At 71.7% G+C, this 17,748-nt stretch carries 20 protein-coding genes; 15 read left to right on the top strand and 5 right to left on the bottom strand.

Annotated features, from left to right (window positions below; genetic code table 11):
* The first annotated feature begins 87 nt into the window (after positions 1–87).
* The 12 genes from AC3EQ1_RS17085 to AC3EQ1_RS17030 all read left to right on the top strand — a co-directional run bounded on the left by AC3EQ1_RS17085 (position 88) and on the right by AC3EQ1_RS17030 (position 9,596).
* Positions 88–378, top strand: coding sequence for a hypothetical protein (locus AC3EQ1_RS17085; protein ID WP_432095160.1), 291 nt, complete (start codon positions 88–90; stop codon positions 376–378).
* A gap of 65 nt (positions 379–443) precedes the next feature.
* Positions 444–797, top strand: coding sequence for a hypothetical protein (locus tag AC3EQ1_RS17080; protein WP_432095166.1), 354 nt, complete (start codon positions 444–446; stop codon positions 795–797).
* A 263-nt stretch (positions 798–1,060) separates the two neighbouring features.
* Positions 1,061–1,636: a hypothetical protein gene (locus AC3EQ1_RS17075; RefSeq protein ID WP_432095159.1), complete on the top strand. Its 576-nt coding sequence runs from the start codon at positions 1,061–1,063 to the stop codon at positions 1,634–1,636.
* Between the two features lie 114 nt (positions 1,637–1,750).
* A complete protein-coding gene (locus AC3EQ1_RS17070) occupies positions 1,751–2,260 on the top strand; it encodes a hypothetical protein (protein ID WP_388857372.1) in 510 nt (169 codons plus the stop codon).
* A 259-nt stretch (positions 2,261–2,519) separates the two neighbouring features.
* Positions 2,520–3,377, top strand: a complete 858-nt coding sequence (locus tag AC3EQ1_RS17065) for a hypothetical protein (RefSeq protein ID WP_432095158.1) — start codon at positions 2,520–2,522, stop codon at positions 3,375–3,377.
* A gap of 6 nt (positions 3,378–3,383) precedes the next feature.
* Positions 3,384–4,229: a hypothetical protein gene (locus AC3EQ1_RS17060; protein ID WP_432095157.1), complete on the top strand. Its 846-nt coding sequence runs from the start codon at positions 3,384–3,386 to the stop codon at positions 4,227–4,229.
* Positions 4,216–6,582: a hypothetical protein gene (locus AC3EQ1_RS17055; RefSeq protein WP_432095156.1), complete on the top strand. Its 2,367-nt coding sequence runs from the start codon at positions 4,216–4,218 to the stop codon at positions 6,580–6,582. Before AC3EQ1_RS17060 ends, AC3EQ1_RS17055 begins: the two co-directional genes overlap by 14 nt.
* A 50-nt stretch (positions 6,583–6,632) precedes the next feature.
* A complete protein-coding gene (locus AC3EQ1_RS17050; protein ID WP_432095155.1) occupies positions 6,633–7,064 on the top strand; it encodes a hypothetical protein in 432 nt (143 codons plus the stop codon).
* Positions 7,065–7,140: 76 nt separating this feature from the next.
* Positions 7,141–7,788, top strand: coding sequence for a hypothetical protein (locus AC3EQ1_RS17045; protein ID WP_432095154.1), 648 nt, complete (start codon positions 7,141–7,143; stop codon positions 7,786–7,788).
* A 299-nt stretch (positions 7,789–8,087) separates the two neighbouring features.
* Positions 8,088–8,963, top strand: coding sequence for a peptidoglycan-binding protein (locus AC3EQ1_RS17040; protein WP_432095153.1), 876 nt, complete (start codon positions 8,088–8,090; stop codon positions 8,961–8,963).
* Positions 8,964–9,066: 103 nt separating this feature from the next.
* Positions 9,067–9,333: a hypothetical protein gene (locus AC3EQ1_RS17035; RefSeq protein WP_432095152.1), complete on the top strand. Its 267-nt coding sequence runs from the start codon at positions 9,067–9,069 to the stop codon at positions 9,331–9,333.
* Positions 9,330–9,596, top strand: a complete 267-nt coding sequence (locus AC3EQ1_RS17030; protein WP_432095151.1) for a hypothetical protein — start codon at positions 9,330–9,332, stop codon at positions 9,594–9,596. The genes AC3EQ1_RS17035 and AC3EQ1_RS17030 overlap by 4 nt, the downstream gene beginning before the upstream one ends.
* 321 nt (positions 9,597–9,917) lie before the next feature.
* Here the strand turns inward: AC3EQ1_RS17030 and AC3EQ1_RS17025 are convergent, their stop codons facing one another.
* Positions 9,918–10,592, bottom strand: coding sequence for a Crp/Fnr family transcriptional regulator (locus AC3EQ1_RS17025; protein ID WP_351508004.1), 675 nt, complete (start codon positions 10,590–10,592; stop codon positions 9,918–9,920).
* Positions 10,593–10,842: 250 nt separating this feature from the next.
* Here AC3EQ1_RS17025 and nth point away from each other — a divergent pair, with 250 nt between their 5' ends.
* The 3 genes from nth (at position 10,843) to AC3EQ1_RS17010 (ending at position 13,639) form a co-directional block, all read left to right on the top strand.
* Positions 10,843–11,664 carry an endonuclease III gene (nth, locus tag AC3EQ1_RS17020; protein ID WP_432095150.1) on the top strand — a complete coding sequence of 274 codons (822 nt, stop codon included), beginning with the start codon at positions 10,843–10,845 and terminating at the stop codon, positions 11,662–11,664.
* A gap of 73 nt (positions 11,665–11,737) precedes the next feature.
* Entirely contained in the window at positions 11,738–12,427 is a 690-nt protein-coding gene (locus AC3EQ1_RS17015) for an NUDIX hydrolase (RefSeq protein WP_432095149.1), read from the top strand.
* A gap of 12 nt (positions 12,428–12,439) precedes the next feature.
* A complete protein-coding gene (locus AC3EQ1_RS17010) occupies positions 12,440–13,639 on the top strand; it encodes a MarP family serine protease (protein ID WP_432095148.1) in 1,200 nt (399 codons plus the stop codon).
* 531 nt (positions 13,640–14,170) lie between these two features.
* Here the strand turns inward: AC3EQ1_RS17010 and AC3EQ1_RS17005 are convergent.
* From AC3EQ1_RS17005 to nhaA, 4 genes are all read right to left on the bottom strand, one after another.
* Entirely contained in the window at positions 14,171–14,392 is a 222-nt protein-coding gene (locus AC3EQ1_RS17005; protein ID WP_351508012.1) for a hypothetical protein, read from the bottom strand.
* Positions 14,393–14,505: 113 nt separating this feature from the next.
* A complete protein-coding gene (locus tag AC3EQ1_RS17000; protein ID WP_432095147.1) occupies positions 14,506–15,432 on the bottom strand; it encodes an alpha/beta fold hydrolase in 927 nt (308 codons plus the stop codon).
* Positions 15,429–15,887: a phage holin family protein gene (locus tag AC3EQ1_RS16995; protein WP_432095146.1), complete on the bottom strand. Its 459-nt coding sequence runs from the start codon at positions 15,885–15,887 to the stop codon at positions 15,429–15,431. Before AC3EQ1_RS16995 ends, AC3EQ1_RS17000 begins: the two co-directional genes overlap by 4 nt.
* A gap of 78 nt (positions 15,888–15,965) precedes the next feature.
* Positions 15,966–17,357 (bottom strand): Na+/H+ antiporter NhaA, encoded by a 1,392-nt coding sequence (gene nhaA, locus AC3EQ1_RS16990; RefSeq protein ID WP_432095145.1) that lies wholly within the window; start codon positions 17,355–17,357, stop codon positions 15,966–15,968.
* Between the last annotated feature and the right edge of the window lie 391 nt (positions 17,358–17,748).

Raw genomic sequence — 17,748 nt, 5'->3', positions numbered from 1 at the left:
CCCCCCCCCCCCCCCCCCCCCCCCCCCCCCCCCCGCCCCCTCCCTCTCCACACCTCATCTCTCCACCACCTGTGAAGGAGTCCGCGCATGTCCGGATTCGACGTCAACGCAGCCCGTGCCCAGCGCCTGGAAGTGCTCGGCCGGGCCTGGACCTTCCAGCTCGACGACGACACCTTCGAGCTCCCGACCGAGCTCACCCGGCAGACCGCCAGGAACCTCCGGGACCTCGACGACAACGACGTGGACGGGCTGCTCCAGCTGCTCCTCGGTGAGCAGCAGTTCGCCCGGTTCAACCGGCACGAGGTGACGATGCAGGACATCGGCGCGATCCTCGAGGCCTACGGCAAGGAGACGGGGCTGGGCCTGGGGGAAGGCTGAGCCTCGGCGTGTTCGTCGACGAACACGTCGAGGCCCTGGAGGCGGACCTGCTCCGCCACTACGGCGTGGATCTGCTCGACTGGCACCGCGGCCGGCTCTCCTCCCGCCGGCTCGCGGTGCTGCTCGCGCACCTTCCACGCGACGGAGCGGTCGCCCGCGAGCTGCACGACGAGGCGGCGGAGTGGTCGGTGACGGACCACCTGCTGGCCACCGTTGCCGATCAACTGGCCGTGTCCAACTGGATGTTCGCCACGGTCAACCGTGACGAGGACGCGGATCCGCTGGAGTACCCGGATCCGATTCCGCGACCGGGAGCGACGGGTACGGAGGCCACGGATGAGGACCGGTCCGGTGAGGCCGGTCCGGTGTCGTCCTCGCCGGTGCCCGACCGGACGGAGCTCATGCGCTTCTTTTCCTGAGTGCGTCAGTGCTCCGTTCTCCTGAGTGGGGCTTTCGGACCGCAGTCGCCCAGGAGACAACGATTCCGGCAACGGCACAGTAGGGATTTCATCGCCCTTGATATGGACCTCCCGCTGGCTGTGCACCAAGAGGCGGAGCGCTGCACGCGCTATGCAGTTCAAGGTCGGCCGCCATTCGAATTTCTCGCCGGTGTGGTTGTCTGCGCCGTCGGTGTGCGGTTTGATGTTCTTCTGCATTGCGCACGATTCAGGGGAGGGTGGGCATGGCGGACGCGAAATCCAGCGCATGGTCGGGCTGGAGAGACAAGGAACTTGCAATTCCGGGTGCGGGGAAAGGGGTGCCGATCCCGCTGGAGCTCCGAGGGGGCTTCAGCAGCAGTTTCAGCTTCCACCCCGTCCGTGGCGGTACTCGCGGGAGGGATGCCGGCCCGGACCTCGGGAGCACTTCGGGACGCGGAGCGTTACGTGTCGTCCTCCCAGCCAGGTTCGACTCGGTGGCGATCCGGCGCCGTCGGGGCCATGAGGGAGCCGGCGGCATGCACCGATGGAAGATCAGGGTGCTGGCTCCGGACGATGTGCCTCTGCTCTCCTCGGAGCCGTACAAGGGGCACGGGTTCGACACCGTGGCATTCTTGGACGGCTCTCGCCGATCCGTCGATCTTCACTACGAGTTCGAGGACGAGCATTCGTACGGCGACATCCTCTTCAATCCGGAATCGGGGAGGGAGCCTCAGTGCTTGGTCCGTTATGACGTGCAGCACAGGGGAACTCTCCGCCTTCCGGAGCCAGGATACGTGACCTTCGAAACCCCGGATCGTTGGGAAGTGCGAGTGGAGTAACCTCAGAAGTTTCAGTCGAATAGGGCGCCCGTGGATTTCACTGCGGGCGCCTTTTTGTTTTCCGATGCTGACGGGATCTCGTGCATGGCGCCCGGGAAAATTGGAGGTGGATCCGTGGGGAAATCTGACAGCGGAGACGAGGTCTGGATTGTCGGCCTCTTCAAGAGGGAGTTCTCCAGCTTCAAATCGAGCTGGAAATCATTCACGGAAGACATGGTCAAGCGGGAATACGTCAAACAGTTTGAGGCTTCGGGGGTCAAGACTGAAGCCAATGCTGTTGTGGGTGCCGCCAATCTTGTCAATGCGGAGGCAACCTGGCTCAAACTGGAGAAGACCCTGTGGGACCCCTTGGGGGATCTTGAGAAAGCGAAGGAAGAGGAGAAGCTTCGCAGAAGCAACATGCACCCCACTCAGCTCCGGGATGCCATCACCGATGCCAAGAGGGACCTGAGGCAGGACATCGCAAGAGTGCGGGGCGAGGCCGGGCAGGCCCGCAACAAAGCAGAGGAAGCGAAGCGGGCCGTTACGTCCATTCGCCGGCAGACGGCCCGGGACCTGCAAGGAATTGCCGACGAGTTCGAGCGCGTCGAGACGCGTATCAACGGCCTCGGACAAGCCCTCTGAGCAGGGGCGTCATCGAATGAGAACTCTCTGAAGGAGGGGAAACATGTCGCTCACAGTGAAGCTGCGGGCTGCCAATTCGGCCCTGCGGGGCTTTGCGCGGACTGCAGGAGGGAGCGCCTCATCCGTCAACAGATTGAAAACTGCGGCGGCGCAGAGTTCCGCGCCGCTGGGCCGGATGAAGGGAGGAGCAGACAAACTGACCTCCTCTGTAGGGAAGTTGCGGGGCGCTGCTACGCAAAGCGGCAGTGGACTACGCACCATGCGCTCCGCTCTGACCCAGACGGACGGTTCGCTGGGGAAAGCCAAGAGGGGAGCGGACCGGCTCAAGGCTTCTCTCGACAAGCTCAAGTCCGCTGCCGCGGGGTCGCAGCGGGCCCTCCGCGACGTCAAGAAGCAGTCCGACGCCGTCGAGAAGTCCGTAGGCAAGGCCGGCAAGAACGCCGACCGGACCGGTAAGTCGATGGGTGGTCTCGGCAAGGGGCTCAAGGGGGCATCCCTCGCGCAGAAGGGGCTCAACCTGGCCATGGCCGCCAACCCCTTCGGCCTCATCATGACGCTGCTCGCCCCGCTCATCGCCCGCTTCGTCGACATGGACAAGGTCGTCAAGCTCGGCAAGCGCGGCATGGAGATCGCCTGGAGCGCGATCAAGGGCGCCACCAGCTCGGCGATCAAGTTCCTCACGCCCCTCCTCAAGGGCGTCGTCAACGTCTTCACCGCGCCCATCCGCGGCCTGATCACCGCCATGAACGGCGCGATCGGCGGTCTGAACAAGATCAAGGTCAGCATCCCCGGCTGGGTCCCCGTCGTGGGTGGCAAGTCGTTCGGGCTCAACATCCCGAAGATCCCCAACATCCCGGCCCTCGCCCAGGGCGGTGTCGTCCAGCCCCGCAACGGCGGCCGGCTCGCGCTGCTCGCCGAGGCCGGTGAGGCCGAGGCGGTCATCCCGCTGTCGAAGCTGGAGCGGATGTTCAGCCGCCACCAGGGCGGCGGCGTCGCGCTGCAGCGTCTCGCCCAGGCCATGGAGCGCCTCGCCGAGCGCCCCGTGCATGTCCAGGTCGACTCCCAGACCATCGCCCGCGCCGTCCTCGTCGGACAGCGCCAGCTCGCCCGGAGGTGACGACGGATGGCCAGAAATCTGTGGATCGGCAAGCCCGGTCTGCTGCGTGAGATATCCCAGGCCGCCCGCAGCTGGGACCGCAGTGCCGAACTCAACATGACCGAGTTCCGGTCGCTGGAGGGGCGGGTCACGGCGATCGCCCCGGCCCGCACCACCCGCCGTCTCAAGCTCTCCTGGGAGTGGCTGGAGCCGGCGGACGCCCAGCACCTCACCCGCCTCGCCCGGCGCGTCAACGGCCCCGGGATGCTCGGGCGGAACGTCTACGCGGGCGGCGCCGTCGCCGTCCTCGACCCCGCGTCGGTCAACCTGCTGGACCCGCTCCAGGCCGCCGGCCAGTCCGAGCGGTCCAACGGCGGCGACCACTGGTTCACCATCAGCGGCACCATGGTCATCAGCCCCTTCATCGGCGACGCGGTCCTCGGCGACTGCCGTGACGAGGCCACCGCCATCGGCTGGCGGCACGGCAGTTGGGCGGGCTGGCCGGTCATGCCCGGCATGCAGGTCTCCTGGATGCTCCCGCCGGACTGGAACGCCGGCCTCAGCCAGGCCCAGCTGGACTGGAAGGACATCGACGGCCAGTACCTGTCGAGCACGGCGACCGCCGGACCGGTGACCACCGGCCTGGCCCCCGAGGGCGCCGCCTACGTCACCCCGGTCGGCCGCCCCGGCGCCACCGGCATGACCGCACTCGCCGGCGCCTGCCTGACCGTCGGGGAGCCGCCGGTGGCCTTCGCCCTCGGCGACGGCTGCCCCGCCATGGCCGTCACGGCCTTCACCGACGCCCCCGCCACCCGCCTTCCGTACCGCAGCATCAGTCTCGACCTGGTGGAGGTGCTCGGTGCAGCCCTCTGACGAGGTTCTGGACGCGGCCCTCGCCGCCCCGCAGCGCGACGTGGCCCAGTCCACCCGGCTCGGCGGACGGGAGCTCGGAGCGCAGGTCCAGTCCTGGAAGGTCGAACGGGCCTACAACACCGACCTCCCCGAAGCGATGCGGGCGGTCTCCGGCAGCGCGTCGGCGCAGCTGGAACTCCAGCTCTCCGGCGCCGACGGCGTGCCCGCGCCCCGGATGTACTCGGCCTGGGCCGACCGCGCCACGGGCGACGTGGCCCGCCCCGGCCAGTCCGTCGTCCACGCCGCGGGCCTCGCCGGCCGGATGCTGCCCGCTTTCCGCGGCACCGTGCGGTCGCGCTCCGCCGACTCCGGCAGCGACACCGTCACCGTGCAGGCGCTGGACGGCGCGGAGCGGCTGCGCGGCCCGGCGTCCCTGCCCCGCCCGTACCACGGGGTGCTGTACGGGCGTCCGGTCGCGACGGCCACCTGGTGCGTGGACGAACTGCTCCGCCAGGGCGGCATCCACACCTGCCCGCCCCCGCGCGCACCCGAGCTCGACAAGGAGGACGCGGACCCGTTCACCGTTCTCTACGCCTCGCTGCACGGCGGCTTCAACGCCTCGTACGGGCAGCCCGAGACGGTGCCCGCGCCCTCCGCCTACGAGTGGGTCCGTGAGGGGGCGCCGTTCGAGATGGCGCTGATGCCGAAGGAGGCCGGGCTCACCCTGTCCTGGATGCCGAGGTCGCGGTTCGCGCTGCCGGGCAGCATCTTCCAGGTGGAGTGCTGGGTCAACACGGCGCTGTCCCGGGGGAGCAAGCTCGAGCTCAAGACGGTCTTCGACCGCAGTGCCGGGGCGAGCGGCCATCTGACCGCGGTCTTCGACACCTCCAGCGGAGCGGTGACCATCACCTCCGGCACCGTGGGGGGTGCCTCGGGGACCTGGACGTGGAACTTCCCCAAACTGGCGTCGGCCAAGGGCCGCTGGCACCTGGGCTTCATGGCCGACGCGACCGGCACCGGGACCTCGGTGATCCCCAGCTTCCAGCCGAGGCTCACCGCTCCCGACGGGGGCTACCTCGTCGGCGGGAAGTCGGCGTCCTCCACCAACGCCAACGCCGTGCAGCCGCAGTCGGAGCTCAACCGCGTCGACGTGGTCACCGACATGGCCGTGGAGTGCGTCCAGGTCACCGACCGGATCTGGACCGACACGGCCGGCTATCCGCCCGAGGAGTGGGAACAGCGGGGCCGGTGGAGCAAGGGCGCGGTGCTCGACGAGGCGGCCCTGCCGCTCTACGACGTGCCCAAGGTCTCCGGCTCGCTGTGGGAGGTGATCACCGAGATCGCCCGGGCCAGCATGTCCACCGCGGAGTTCGACGAGTTCGGGGTCTTCCGCTGGCGCGGCCCGAAGCGGTTCCAGACCAGCCCCGCCGAGCCCGACCTCACCCTCACCACCCTCCGGGACATCGCCTCCCTCACCGTCGGCGAGGAGATCGACGCCTGCCGGAACTACTGCGAGCAGCCCTACAAGGACTGGTCGAAGGTGACCTCGGTGCTCGGCACCGTCGTGGACGACCCGACGAAGTGGGAGATCCCGCCGGGCGGTTCACGGGAGGTGTCCTATGCCATCGCCGAGGACGAGAACGACTTCGGCCCGCCGGTCGTCGACGACGACGTGACGCCCATCAAGGGCGGCAGCAAGGTGCGTTTCGGCACCGCGGTCACCGGCGGCAAGGCCGTCAAGGGCGAGGTCACGGTGAGCACCCGGCGCCAGGGACCGCTGGTCATCCTGCGCTTCACCAACCGGAGCACGGCCGCCGTGTGGACGGTCACCAAGGACGGCAAGGGGTCGGTGCACCTCGAGACCATCAAGTCCGGCGCCGAGCCCAAGCAGCGCAGCTACGCCTGGTTCAACACCGACAGCCAGAAGTACTACGGCAAGCAGCAGTACCTGGCCGAGGCGTCCGACTGGGTGCAGGACCGGCCGAGCGCCTCCGATCTGTCGTTCGCCATGCTCGACGCCGGCCGCTACCCGATGCCGCTGCTCGGCGAGGTCGAGGTGCTGCACGATCCCCGGGTCCAGCTCGGCGACGCCGTCCGGGTCGTCGACTCCGCGGGCGCCGCGCTCGACACCCTCGCCTGGGTCGTCGGCATCCGCACCACCGCCACGGCCGGCAGCGCACCGCAGCAGGTCCTGACCCTGCGCGGGGCGTCGTGGACGAGTCCGCCCCGGGACGAGGGCCTGGTCCCCGACCCGCCGCTGGACCCGAACGTCGGCCGGCAGCGCCCGTACACGGAGGTCACCGCGGCGTACGACACCCTGGCCGACCTCCTCGCCAAGGGCATCCCCTACCGGGCCCTGAAGCAGTACGGCTGACCATCCGCCCGCGGCCGTACGGCCGTGCGCCCGACCGAGGACGGTACGCAGTGAGCGAACCCCTCCCCGAAGCCCAGCCCCTCCCCGAAGCCCAGTCCCTCCCCGAAGCCCAGCCCCTTCCGGAAGCCCGGCTTCTCCCCGAAGCCCAGTCCCTCCCCGAAGCCCAGCCCCTTCCGGAAGCCCGGCTTCTCCCCGAAGCCCAGCCCTTCCCGGAAGCTCAGCCTGTCCCGGAAGGCCGGCCTCTTCCCGAAGCCCGGCCTCTCCAGGAGGCCGAGCCTCTCCCCGAAGCCGACCCCTTCCCCGAAGCCGACCCCTTCCCCGACGCCGAGCCGCTCCCCGAAGCCGGACCACCGCCGCCCGGTCCGGCGCCGGCCGCCCCGCCCCCCGACTGGACCGCCCTGACCCCGATCGACGATCCGACGATCCGGGAGGGCGACGCGCAGTCGGGGGAGTACGTCCTGCCCCCGCCGATGGGCGACTGACCGCTTCCGACCCGCCGCGGGCCTCCCCGCCGGGAGGCCCACCCTCCCGGGCCGCCGAACTACCTACGGAGACCGCATGAGCAAGCTCACCCCGCTGGGGAACCTCCCCTATCCGCAGCCCACCGACGTGGCCGACGTGCCGCTGCACCTGCAGTCGCTGGCCGAGGCGATCGACGGCCGGACCGTGCTGCGCTTCACCGACATCGCCAACCTCCAGGCCAGGGTCACCAACCCGGTCGCGGGCATGGTGGCCTGGCTGGGCACGCCGGGCCGGCTCTTCCACTACGCCGGCAACCACTGGGCGCCCGTCGCGCCGGGCCCGGTCCACAAGGCCAACAACAACGAGGGCTCGACCACCTCCACGGCCTTCGTGGAGACGCTGACGAATGCCACCGGCGACCCGATGGCCGTGTCCTTCACCGCGCCGCCCTCCGGTTCGGTGATCGTCACGGTCGGCGCCTACACCTACAACTCCGCCGCGGACGGCCTGGCGTACATGTCGGCCGCCGTCCGGCTGGGGACGACCGTCAAGCTCGCGGCCCACGAGGACCGGTCCTCGATCGTCCGGTCGGCCGCCCGGGTCTCGGCGTCCACGCAGTTCCAGGTCACCGGCCTCACCGGAGGAGCGCTCCACACGGTGACACCCGCGTACCGGGCGGGCGGCGGCGCGGGCAACACCGCGTCGTTCGACAACCGCTTCGTACGGGTCGACCCGGTCACCTGAGCCGGCCGGATCGGCCCGGTCGCCGGAGTCCGCCGGACCGGCTCGGTCACCTGAGCCGGCCGGACCGGCCCGGTCACCCGAGTCCGCCGGATCAGCTCGGTCACCTGAGCCGGCCGGGTCGGCCCGGTCACCTGAGCCGGCCGGACCGGCCCGGTCACCCGAGTCCGCCGGATCGCCCCGGACACCCGAGCCCGCCGGAACGGGGCGGGCACCGGCCCCCGCCCGCCCCGTTCAGCAGCACCGCACCCACCCGCCCCGAGCCCGCCGGCCGGGGCTTTCCCATGCCCGGAGGAGAACCCATGGCCACTCCCCTGAGCGCCGACGCCTTCGCGCGCGCCCTGCGCGCCGAGGGCGTCCGTGTCGTCGAGCACGACGGCTGGCGCACCCGCAACCGCAACCACATGGGCCCCTGGGGGCCCGTCAACGGCGTGATGCTGCATCACACCGCCGGCCGGGACAGCGTCGCCCTGTGCCGGAACGGCATGACCGGCCTCCCCGGCCCGCTGTGCATCGGCGTCATCGCCAAGGACGGCACGGTCCACCTCGTCGGCTACGGCCGCACCAACCACGCGGGCCGCGGCTCGCGCGCCGCGTACGAGGCCGTGCGGAAGGAGTCCGCGCAGCCGGGCGGCCGTCCCGGACCCGACGCCGTGGACGGCAACGTCCACTTCTACGGCTTCGAGATCGAGAACCTCGGCAACGGCCGCGACCCCTACCCGGACGCCCAGCTCGCCGCCGTGGAACGCGTCGCCACCGCCGTCTGCCGGGCGCACGACTGGTCGTCGGCGAGCGTCATCGGCCACAAGGAGTGGACGATCCGCAAGATCGACCCGTCGTTCTCGATGGCCGCCATGCGCACCCGTGTCACCCGGCGGCTCGGCGGCCGGCCCACCCCTCCGGCGCCGCCCGCCCACACCCCCGGAGGGTACGAGCCGTTCCCCGGCGCGGCGTTCTTCGCCGCCGGCCGCCGCAGCCCGCTGATCACGGCGATGGGCCGGCGGCTGGCCGCCGAGGGCTGCGGCCGGTACGCGGTCGGACCAGGTCCGCAGTGGTCGGACGCCGACCGGGCCTCGTACGCCGCCTGGCAGCGCAAGCTCGGCCACTCCGGTGCCGACGCCGACGGCATACCGGGCCGCGCCAGCTGGGACCGCCTCCGGGTGCCGCGTACCGCCTGAACGCACCCCGCACCGCCCGAACGCGCCTCCTCGCACCGCCTGAAAGGGCACCACTCGCACCGCCTGGAACGGCACCACCCGCACCGCCTGAAAGGGAACACCCATGTCCGAAGCCGCCAAGCGCACCGCGCGCACCGTGCTGCAGACGGCCGTCGGCCTGGCCGTCGCGCTCCCCGCGATCGTCGGCGCCGCCGGCCTCCCGGCGGCCCTCCCCGGGGTGGCGGGGGCGCTCGCCGTGGCCGGAGGCCTGGCGCGGATCATGGCGCTGCCCGCCGTGCAGCTGCTGCTGCCGGGCTGGCTGCGCACCGTGCCGGCCACCCCCGACGAGGAGCTCCGCGCCCTGCTGGACGGCCGCGGGAGCCGCGGATGAGCGGGCCGGAGGGGCGTTCCGACGCCGCGGCGGTCGCCCTGGAGCTGGAACGGCTCCGGGGCACGGTCGAGGCGGGGTTCGCCCGGGTCGACGGATCCCTGGCGCTCCTGGTGCAGCGCAGCGACCAGACGGACAAGCAGCTCGCCGACCACGAGTTCCGGCTGGACGCCCTGGAGCGCACCCGCTGGCCGCTGCCCTCACTGGCGGCCGTGACGGGCGTCCTGGCCCTGGTGACGGCGGTGTACGGCGCCTTCGCGCGGTAGCGGCCCGGATCCGTGCCCGGGAGGCCCGTGCCCGGGAGGCCCGTGCCAGGGAGGCCCGTGCCCGGGATCCCGCGGCCCGGGGAGGCTTCCCGTCCGCAGGCCCCGTGTCCGGCGGTGACCCGCGTCGCCCCGGATCCGCCGCAGGGAACCCTCCGGCCCACCGCTGGGAGCCCTCGGATCCACCGTCGGGGCCCCGCACCCACCGCCGGGCCCGGCCCCACCGCCCCACCGCCGGGAACCACCCCGCCCGCACAGCGAAGAGCCCCGCCTCCCGGAGGCGGGGCTCTTCGTCCGTTGTGCGGAGGCCGTCGTGGCCCCGGCTCAGCGCGAGCGCTTCGCGAGGCGCTCCACGTCGAGCAGGATCACGGCCCGCGCCTCCAGGCGCAGCCAGCCGCGGCCCGCGAAGTCCGCGAGTGCCTTGTTGACCGTCTCGCGGGAGGCACCGACCAGCTGGGCCAGCTCCTCCTGGGTGAGGTCGTGCACCACGTGGATGCCCTCCTCCGACTGCACGCCGAAGCGGCGCGAGAGGTCCAGGAGCGCCTTGGCGACACGGCCCGGAACGTCGGAGAAGACCAGGTCCGACATCGAGTCGTTGGTGCGGCGCAGCCGCCGGGCGACGGCACGCAGCAGCGCGGTGGCCACCTCGGGCCGGGCGTTCAGCCACGGCTGGAGGTCGCCGTGCCCGAGGCCCAGCAGCTTGACCTCGGTGAGGGCGCTGGCCGTGGCCGTGCGCGGACCCGGGTCGAAGAGCGAGAGCTCGCCGATGAGCTCGCCGGGGCCGAGGACGGCGAGCATGTTCTCGCGGCCGTCGGGGGATGTGCGGTGCAGCTTGACCTTGCCCTCGGTGACCACGTACAGCCGGTCGCCGGGGTCCCCTTCGTGGAACAGGGCATCGCCCCTTGCGAGGGTGGCCTCGCTCATGGAGGCGCGCAGCTCGGCCGCCTGCTCCTCATCGAGGGCAGCGAAGAGCGGAGCGCGCCGCAGAACGTCGTCCACGTGATCTCTCCTTGTCGACATGCTCAGGGGGCCGTGGTCCCCATGATGCCGGACGGTAAAACTGTGTGATCAAACACAAGTGTGGCGCATCCCTGCCGGAAGCCCTACGGCAGGGGTCCGATCGGGGCGCCGTTCTCCGGCGCCCGGGGCGGATGTCGGTGGCGGGCTTTAGTCTGGCCGAGTGTCCAATACGCCGGTGAGAGCAGAGGGCAAGGGGGCTGGGCGGGTGACTTCGGGCCGTAATTCCGCTGTGGGCGAACAGGCGTCCACGGTGAAGAAAAAACCGGCGAATGCCGCAAAGTCCAAACCGGAGTCCCGGCTGGCGCTCGTCCGCCGGGCCCGCCGGATCAACCGCGAGCTGGCGGAGGTCTACCCCTACGCCCACCCCGAGCTGGACTTCGAGAACCCGTTCCAGCTGCTCGTGGCCACCGTCCTGTCGGCGCAGACCACCGACCTGCGGGTCAACCAGACCACCCCCGACCTCTTCGCCGTGTACCCCACGCCGGAGGACATGGCCGCGGCGAACCCGGAGGAGCTGGAGCAGATCATCCGGCCCACCGGCTTCTTCCGCGCCAAGACGAAGTCGCTGATCGGCCTCTCCACCGCCCTGCGGGACCGCTTCGGCGGGGAGGTGCCGGGCCGGCTGGAGGACCTGGTCACCCTGCCCGGAGTGGGCCGGAAGACGGCGCACGTGGTCCTGGGCAACGCCTTCGGGGTCCCCGGCATCACCGTGGACACCCACTTCGGCCGGCTGGTCCGGCGCTGGAAGTGGACCGAGCAGGAGGACCCGGAGAAGGTCGAGGCCGAGATCGCCGCGCTCTTCCCGAAGAGCGACTGGACGATGCTCTCGCACCGGGTGATCTTCCACGGCCGCCGGATCTGCCACGCCCGGAAGCCCGCCTGCGGAGCGTGCCCGATCGCGCCGCTCTGCCCGGCGTACGGCGAGGGCGAGACCGACCCGGAGAAGGCGAAGAAGCTGCTGAAGTACGAGATGGGCGGCGCCCCCGGGCAGCGCCTGAAGCCCCCGCCGGACTACCCGGGCAGGCCCGCACCCCCGCTGGGGGCGGCATGACCGGGCCGGCGGCGTGGCGGACCGCGGCGGCCCCCTGCCCGGCGCGCCGGGGCCCGGACCGGGGACGGCGCCGGTGACGCGGGCCCAGGAGACGAACGACGGCGCCCTCGTCAGCGACGCGGGCCTGCCCGGCTGGCTGGAACCGGTGTCCCGGGCCGCGCGGACGGTCCGGCCCGAGCAGCTGAGCCGCTTTCTGCCGCCCGAGTCCGGAGGCCGCCAGTCCGCGGTGCTGGTCCTCTTCGGGGAGGGCTCCCACGGGCCGGAGCTGCTGCTGATGGAGCGGGCGGGCACGCTGCGCTCGCACGCCGGCCAGCCGTCCTTCCCGGGCGGCGCCCTCGACCCGGAGGACGGCGACCCGCAGGCCGAGGGCCCGCTGCGGGCGGCGCTGCGCGAGGCGGAGGAGGAGACCGGGCTCGACCCGTCGGGGGTGCAGCTCTTCGCGGTGCTGCCGCGGCTCTTCATCCCGGTGAGCGATTTCGTGGTCACCCCGGTGCTCGGCTGGTGGCGGAAGCCGAGCCCGGTCGCCCCGGTCGATCCGGCGGAGACCGCCCGGGTCTTCTCCGTCCCGGTGGCCGACCTCGCGGACCCGGCCAACCGCGCCACCGCTGTTCACCCCAGGGGGCACACCGGTCCGGCGTTCCTCGTCCGGGATGCCCTGGTCTGGGGTTTCACGGCCGGTGTGATCGACCGCATTCTGCACTTCGCGGACTGGGAAAGGCCCTGGGACCGCACGAAGCGCGTCCCGCTCGACTGGCGTGCATGAGACGGTGTCCCGGTGAATGTGCTGGACATCCTGTTGCTGCTCGCTGCCGTGTGGTTCGCGATCGTCGGCTATCGCCAGGGCTTCGTCGTCGGCATTCTGTCGGTGACAGGGTTCCTCGGGGGCGGGCTCGTCGCGATCCATCTGCTGCCCGTGATCTGGAGCCAGTTCACGGGCGAGCGCACGCCCGGGACGGGCGCGGCGGTCGCGGCGGTGGTCATCGTGATCGTGTGTGCCTCGGTCGGCCAGGCCTGCACCACGCATCTGGGCAACAAGCTCCGCCGGCACATCACCTGGTCACCGGCGCGCGCCCTGGACGCCACCGGTGGCGCCCTGGTGAACGTGGTCGCCATGCTCATGGTGGCCTGGCTGATCGGCTCCGCCCTGGCCGGAACCTCGCTGCCGACCCTGGGCAAGGAGGTCCGCAACTCCAAGGTGCTGCTCGGCGTCTCCCAGGTCATCCCGGAGTCGGCGAACACCTGGTTCGGTGACTTCAGCACCGCCCTCGCGCAGAACGGTTTTCCCCAGGTCTTCAGCCCGTTCTCGAACGAGCCGATCACCTCGGTCGAGCCGCCCGACCCCAAGCTCGCGACCAGCCCGGTCGCCACTCGCGCGCAGCGCAGCATCGTCAAGGTGCTGGGCACCGCGCAGGGCTGCGGCAAGGTGCTGGAGGGCACCGGTTTCGTGTTCTCCCCCCACCGCGTCATGACGAACGCGCACGTCGTCGGCGGGGTGGACGAGCCGACGGTGCAGATCGGCGGGAAGGGCAAGCTCTACGACGCGACCGTGGTGCTCTACGACTGGGAGCGCGACATCGCGGTCCTGGACGTGCCGGCGCTGCGCGCCCCCGCGCTCCGGTTCACCGGGTCCGACGCCGGGACCGGGGACAGCGCGATCGTCGCGGGCTTCCCGGAGAACGGCGCCTTCGACGTACGGGCCGCGCGCGTCCGCGGCCGGATCAACGCCAGCGGCCCGGACATCTACCACCGGGGCACCGTGCGCCGCGACGTCTACTCGCTGTACGCCACGGTCCGGCAGGGGAACTCCGGAGGCCCGCTCCTCACCCCGGACGGCCGGGTCTACGGCGTGGTCTTCGCGAAGTCGCTCGACGACAAGAACACCGGCTACGCCCTGACCGGGGACGAGGTGCGGGAGGACGTCCTCAAGGGCCGGTCGGCGGACCAGCAGGTGGACAGCGAGGGCTGCGCGCTCTGACGCCCCGCACCGGGCCCGCACGGCGCCCGTGGGCGCCCCGCCATCCGGAGTGCGGGCGGGCAGCGGTCACCGTTAGGGAGGGCTCCGGGCGGCGGGACACCACCGACTGCCGGAGCAGCCCCGGGGCCGGCTCCAGCAGGAAGAGCCGAGCACCGGAAGAGCCGAGCACCGAAGAGCCGAGCACGGAAGAGCCGAGCACGGAAGAGCCGGGGGAGCACCCCCGTCAGGCCTGCGGACCGCCCCCAGCCGCATCCGGCCCGCTCCCGGGCACGCCACGGCCATCGGCGGACGCACCAGGCCCCACGGACACGCGGCTCCCCATGGACGGCTGGATCCCCGGCGGCAGGAGGAACCCCCTAGGCAGCGGGAACCGTCCCGGAACACCCGACGACACCCGCCCACGGTCGGCACCCGCCGACTCAGCGGCACGGAGTCACGGACCGCGGCATCCGCCCACGCCCGGGCACGGTGGCTCAGGCCGGCTGCTGCGGATTCCGTCCGGTCCGCGGACGGTGGAGCGGCGGAGCGGCGTCAGCCGCGCGGATGCCGCAGGCGCGCCGACACCCAGCGGGCACGGCGGCGAAGGATGCGTGGGATCCCCAACTGGAGATCGGCGATTCTGCCGGGGTGCCCCACCACGACCACCCCCTGCGGGGTGCTGCGTGCGGCGGAGGCGCGGCGGCTACGAACTGCGTTGTCCCGGGGGTCCACCCCCGGACCCCCGGCATTGCGGGAGTCGTGCGTCCAACCCATACCGAAGAGGGTGCCCCTGCCCCTTGGTCGGTAACCGCGCTCGGGACGGCCAATTGGCCTATGCGGGCGGCAATTGGCCACCGCCCTCACGGGCGGACGGGATGTTGCGGAGTTCAACGATCCGGTTCGGGGTCCTTGAGCCAGTTGATGAGTTCCGTGGTGAACGCGACCGGGTCCTCCTCGTGCGGGAAGTGCCCGAGCCCGTCGAAGAGCCGCCAGCGGTACGGCGCCTCGACGTACACCCCGGATCCCGCCGCGCTCCGGGTCCGCATGACCGGGTCGAGCGACCCGTGCAGATGCAGCGTCGGCACCCGCACCGGCCGCTTCATCCGGCGGTTGAACTGGATGCCGTCCGGGCGGGCCAGCGACCGCACCATCCACCGGTAGGGCTCGATGGAGCAGTGGGCGGTCGACGGGATGGTCATCGCCCGCCGGTACACCTCCACGGCCTCCTCCTCGGGCGGCCGGGGGCCGGACCACTCCTGGATCAGCTCTCCCACCAGTGCCGCGTCGTCCGCGGTCAGCCGGCGCTCGGGCAGCCACGGCCGCTGGAAGCCCCAGATGTGGCTGCCGGCGGCGGTCTGCCGGGCGTCGGTGAGCATCGCGGAGCGCCAGCGCCGGGGGTGCGGCATGGAGGAGACCGTCAGCCGGCGGACCAGCTTGGGCCGCATCGCGGCGGCCGTCCACGCGAGGTAGCCGCCCAGATCGTGGCCGACCAGCGCGGCGTCCGGCTCCCCGAGCGAACGGATCACACCCGTCACATCGAGCGCGAGATTGGCGGGGTCGTACCCTCGGGGCGTGCGGTCGCTGCCGCCGACCCCGCGCAGGTCCATGGCGACGGCCCGGAAACCCGCCTCGGCGAGCGCGGTGAGCTGGTGCCGCCAGGTCCACCAGAACTGCGGAAAACCGTGCAGCAGCAGGACAAGCGGCCCGTCGCCGGCCTCGGCGATGTGGAATCTGGCGCCGTTCGCGGCCACGTCGCGATGGGTCCAGGGGCCGTCGAGCCGTACGACCGATGCGCTGCTGTCGGGTGCCGTCATACGGAGGAGCGTGTCACAGTCACGCCGATCGGGCGCGGTTCGCTCGCCGGGCGCGGATGAGGCTTGACGCTCTGCAGTACGGCGGCCGTCTGCTTGGCCGAGGAGATGCTCCGCCGCGGGGGCTTCACCTTCTTGAACTTGGCCATCGCGAAGAGCCCGAGCACCGCGGCGATCAGCAGATGGGCGCCGCCCACGATCAGGAAGGACCAGGCCAGGCCGAGCCCCAGATTGTGGATGCCGTACGCGGCGGCGAAGCTCAGCACGGGGAGCGCGAACAGCGCCAGGATCCCGGCCGCCGTGATCGCGCCGCCGCCGATGCCGGCCCGCTTCGCGTCCTGGCGGAGCTCGGCCTTGGCCAGGGCGATCTCGTCGTGCACCAGGGCGGACATCTCGGTGGTCGCCTGCGCCATCAGCTGACCGAGGCTGCGGTCGCCGTCCTGCTCGACTGCGCTCATCGATACATCCCTCTTCTCTCTGCGCCTCTGCGCTCCGGACTGCCCGCAGGGGCTGCTTACCAGCCGGTTGCCCTCAGATCATGCCGGACCGTCGCGGTTTGTGCTTCCGTCCGCCGCCTGCTCGGCCAACCGCCGGTGCTCCGCGGCCTTCTCCTCGAGGATGGCCGCCATCCGCAGGTGGTACTCCGGGTTGTCCAGCTCGTAGATGTCCGGGATGCCGTCCTGGTCCTCGTCCCGCTCCTCTTCCTCGAACAGCCTCCGGTACACCCGGTCGCGCAGTTTGAGGAGTACCCCGGCGACGATCGCCGCGATCAGCGACCCCACCAGGACGGCGGCCTTCACCTCGTCGGTGAGCACCGGGTCGTCGGGGAAGGCCAGTTCGCCGATGAGCAGCGCGACGGTGAAGCCGATACCGGCCAGCGCGGCGACGGCGAGCACATCGGCCCAGGCCAGATCCTTGTTGAGTTCCGCCTTGGTGAACCGGGCGGCGAGCCAGGAACCGCCGAAGACCCCGACGGTCTTGCCGAGGACCAGGCCGAGTACGACGCCGAGCGGCTCGGGGGTGGTGAAGACGTCGCCGATGGCCTCTCCGGAGACCACGACCCCGGCCGCGAACAGCGCGAACAGCGGCACCGCCAGACCGGCGGACAGCGGTCGCACCAGGTGCTCGATGCGCTCGGCCGGGGAGCGTTCCTCGCCTTCCCGGACCGTGCAGCGCAGCATCAGTCCCATCGCGACACCGGCGACGGTGGCGTGCACGCCGCTCGCGTGCATCAGCGCCCAGACGACGAGGGCGAGCGGCACGTAGACGTACCAGCCGCGCACGCCCCGGCGGTGCAGGAACCAGAACAGCGCGAGGCCCACGACGGAGAGCCCCAGGGCCACGAAGTCGATCGTGGTGGTGAAGAAGACCGCGATGATCAGAATCGCGAAGAGGTCGTCCACCACGGCCAGGGTCAGCAGGAAGGCACGCAGCGCGGCCGGCAGCGAGGTACCGAGCACGGCGAGGACGGCGAGAGCGAAGGCGATGTCGGTGGCGGTCGGAACCGCCCAGCCGGCCAGGCTCCCCCCGCCGCCCAGGTTCACGACGGCGTAGAACACCGCCGGGACCACCATGCCGCAGGCCGCCGCGACGACGGGGAGGGCTGCCGCCCGGGGATCGCGCAGCTCCCCCGAGACCAGCTCGCGCTTGAGCTCGATACCGGCGACGAAGAAGAAGATGGTGAGCAGCCCGTCGGTCGCCCAGGAGCCGACGGAGAGGTGGAGATGCAGGGCCTCGGGGCCGAACTCGAAATCCCTGACGTCCTGGTAGAAGTCGCTGAGCGGGGTGTTCGCCATCACGAGGGCGGCGAGCGCGGCCACCAGCAGGAGGATTCCCCCGGCCGTTTCGGTCCGTAGCGCGTCCGCCACGAAGTTCCGCTCCGGGAGCGGGAGACGGGCGAGGAACGTGCGGCTCTGGGGCGCGGCCACGGGGTCGACCTCCGGTCGGTTCGGTGAGAGTCCTCAGCCCAGGCATCGCTGAAGCTCTTGCCGACCAGACTTCCCGGCACCCCTGTGATTGTTGTCGCGACTTTGCCGCGACGGCCAGTTTACCCGGCCCGCACAGGGGAGCGGACGGGGAAGTTCACCCGCGCAGTGCACGGCGGGAGAAAGGCACGTCGGGACGCACGCTGGGACGGACGCACGCCGGACGTAAGCAGGCCGGGACGGACGCGCACCGGGCGCACCCACTACGGGGCGCACCCACTACGGGACGGGCCCGCTACGGAGGACGGGCCCACCACGGACGAAGGTGCGCCGGGACAGCCGCATGACGGGACGGTCGCCCGGCGGGCGGCCGGACCACGCGGCCCGGCGTCCG

It is taken from the genome of Streptomyces sp. bgisy100, from assembly GCF_057709105.1.
Note: the sequence above shows the minus strand (reverse complement) of the source record. Positions and strands in the feature narration are given on the sequence as shown.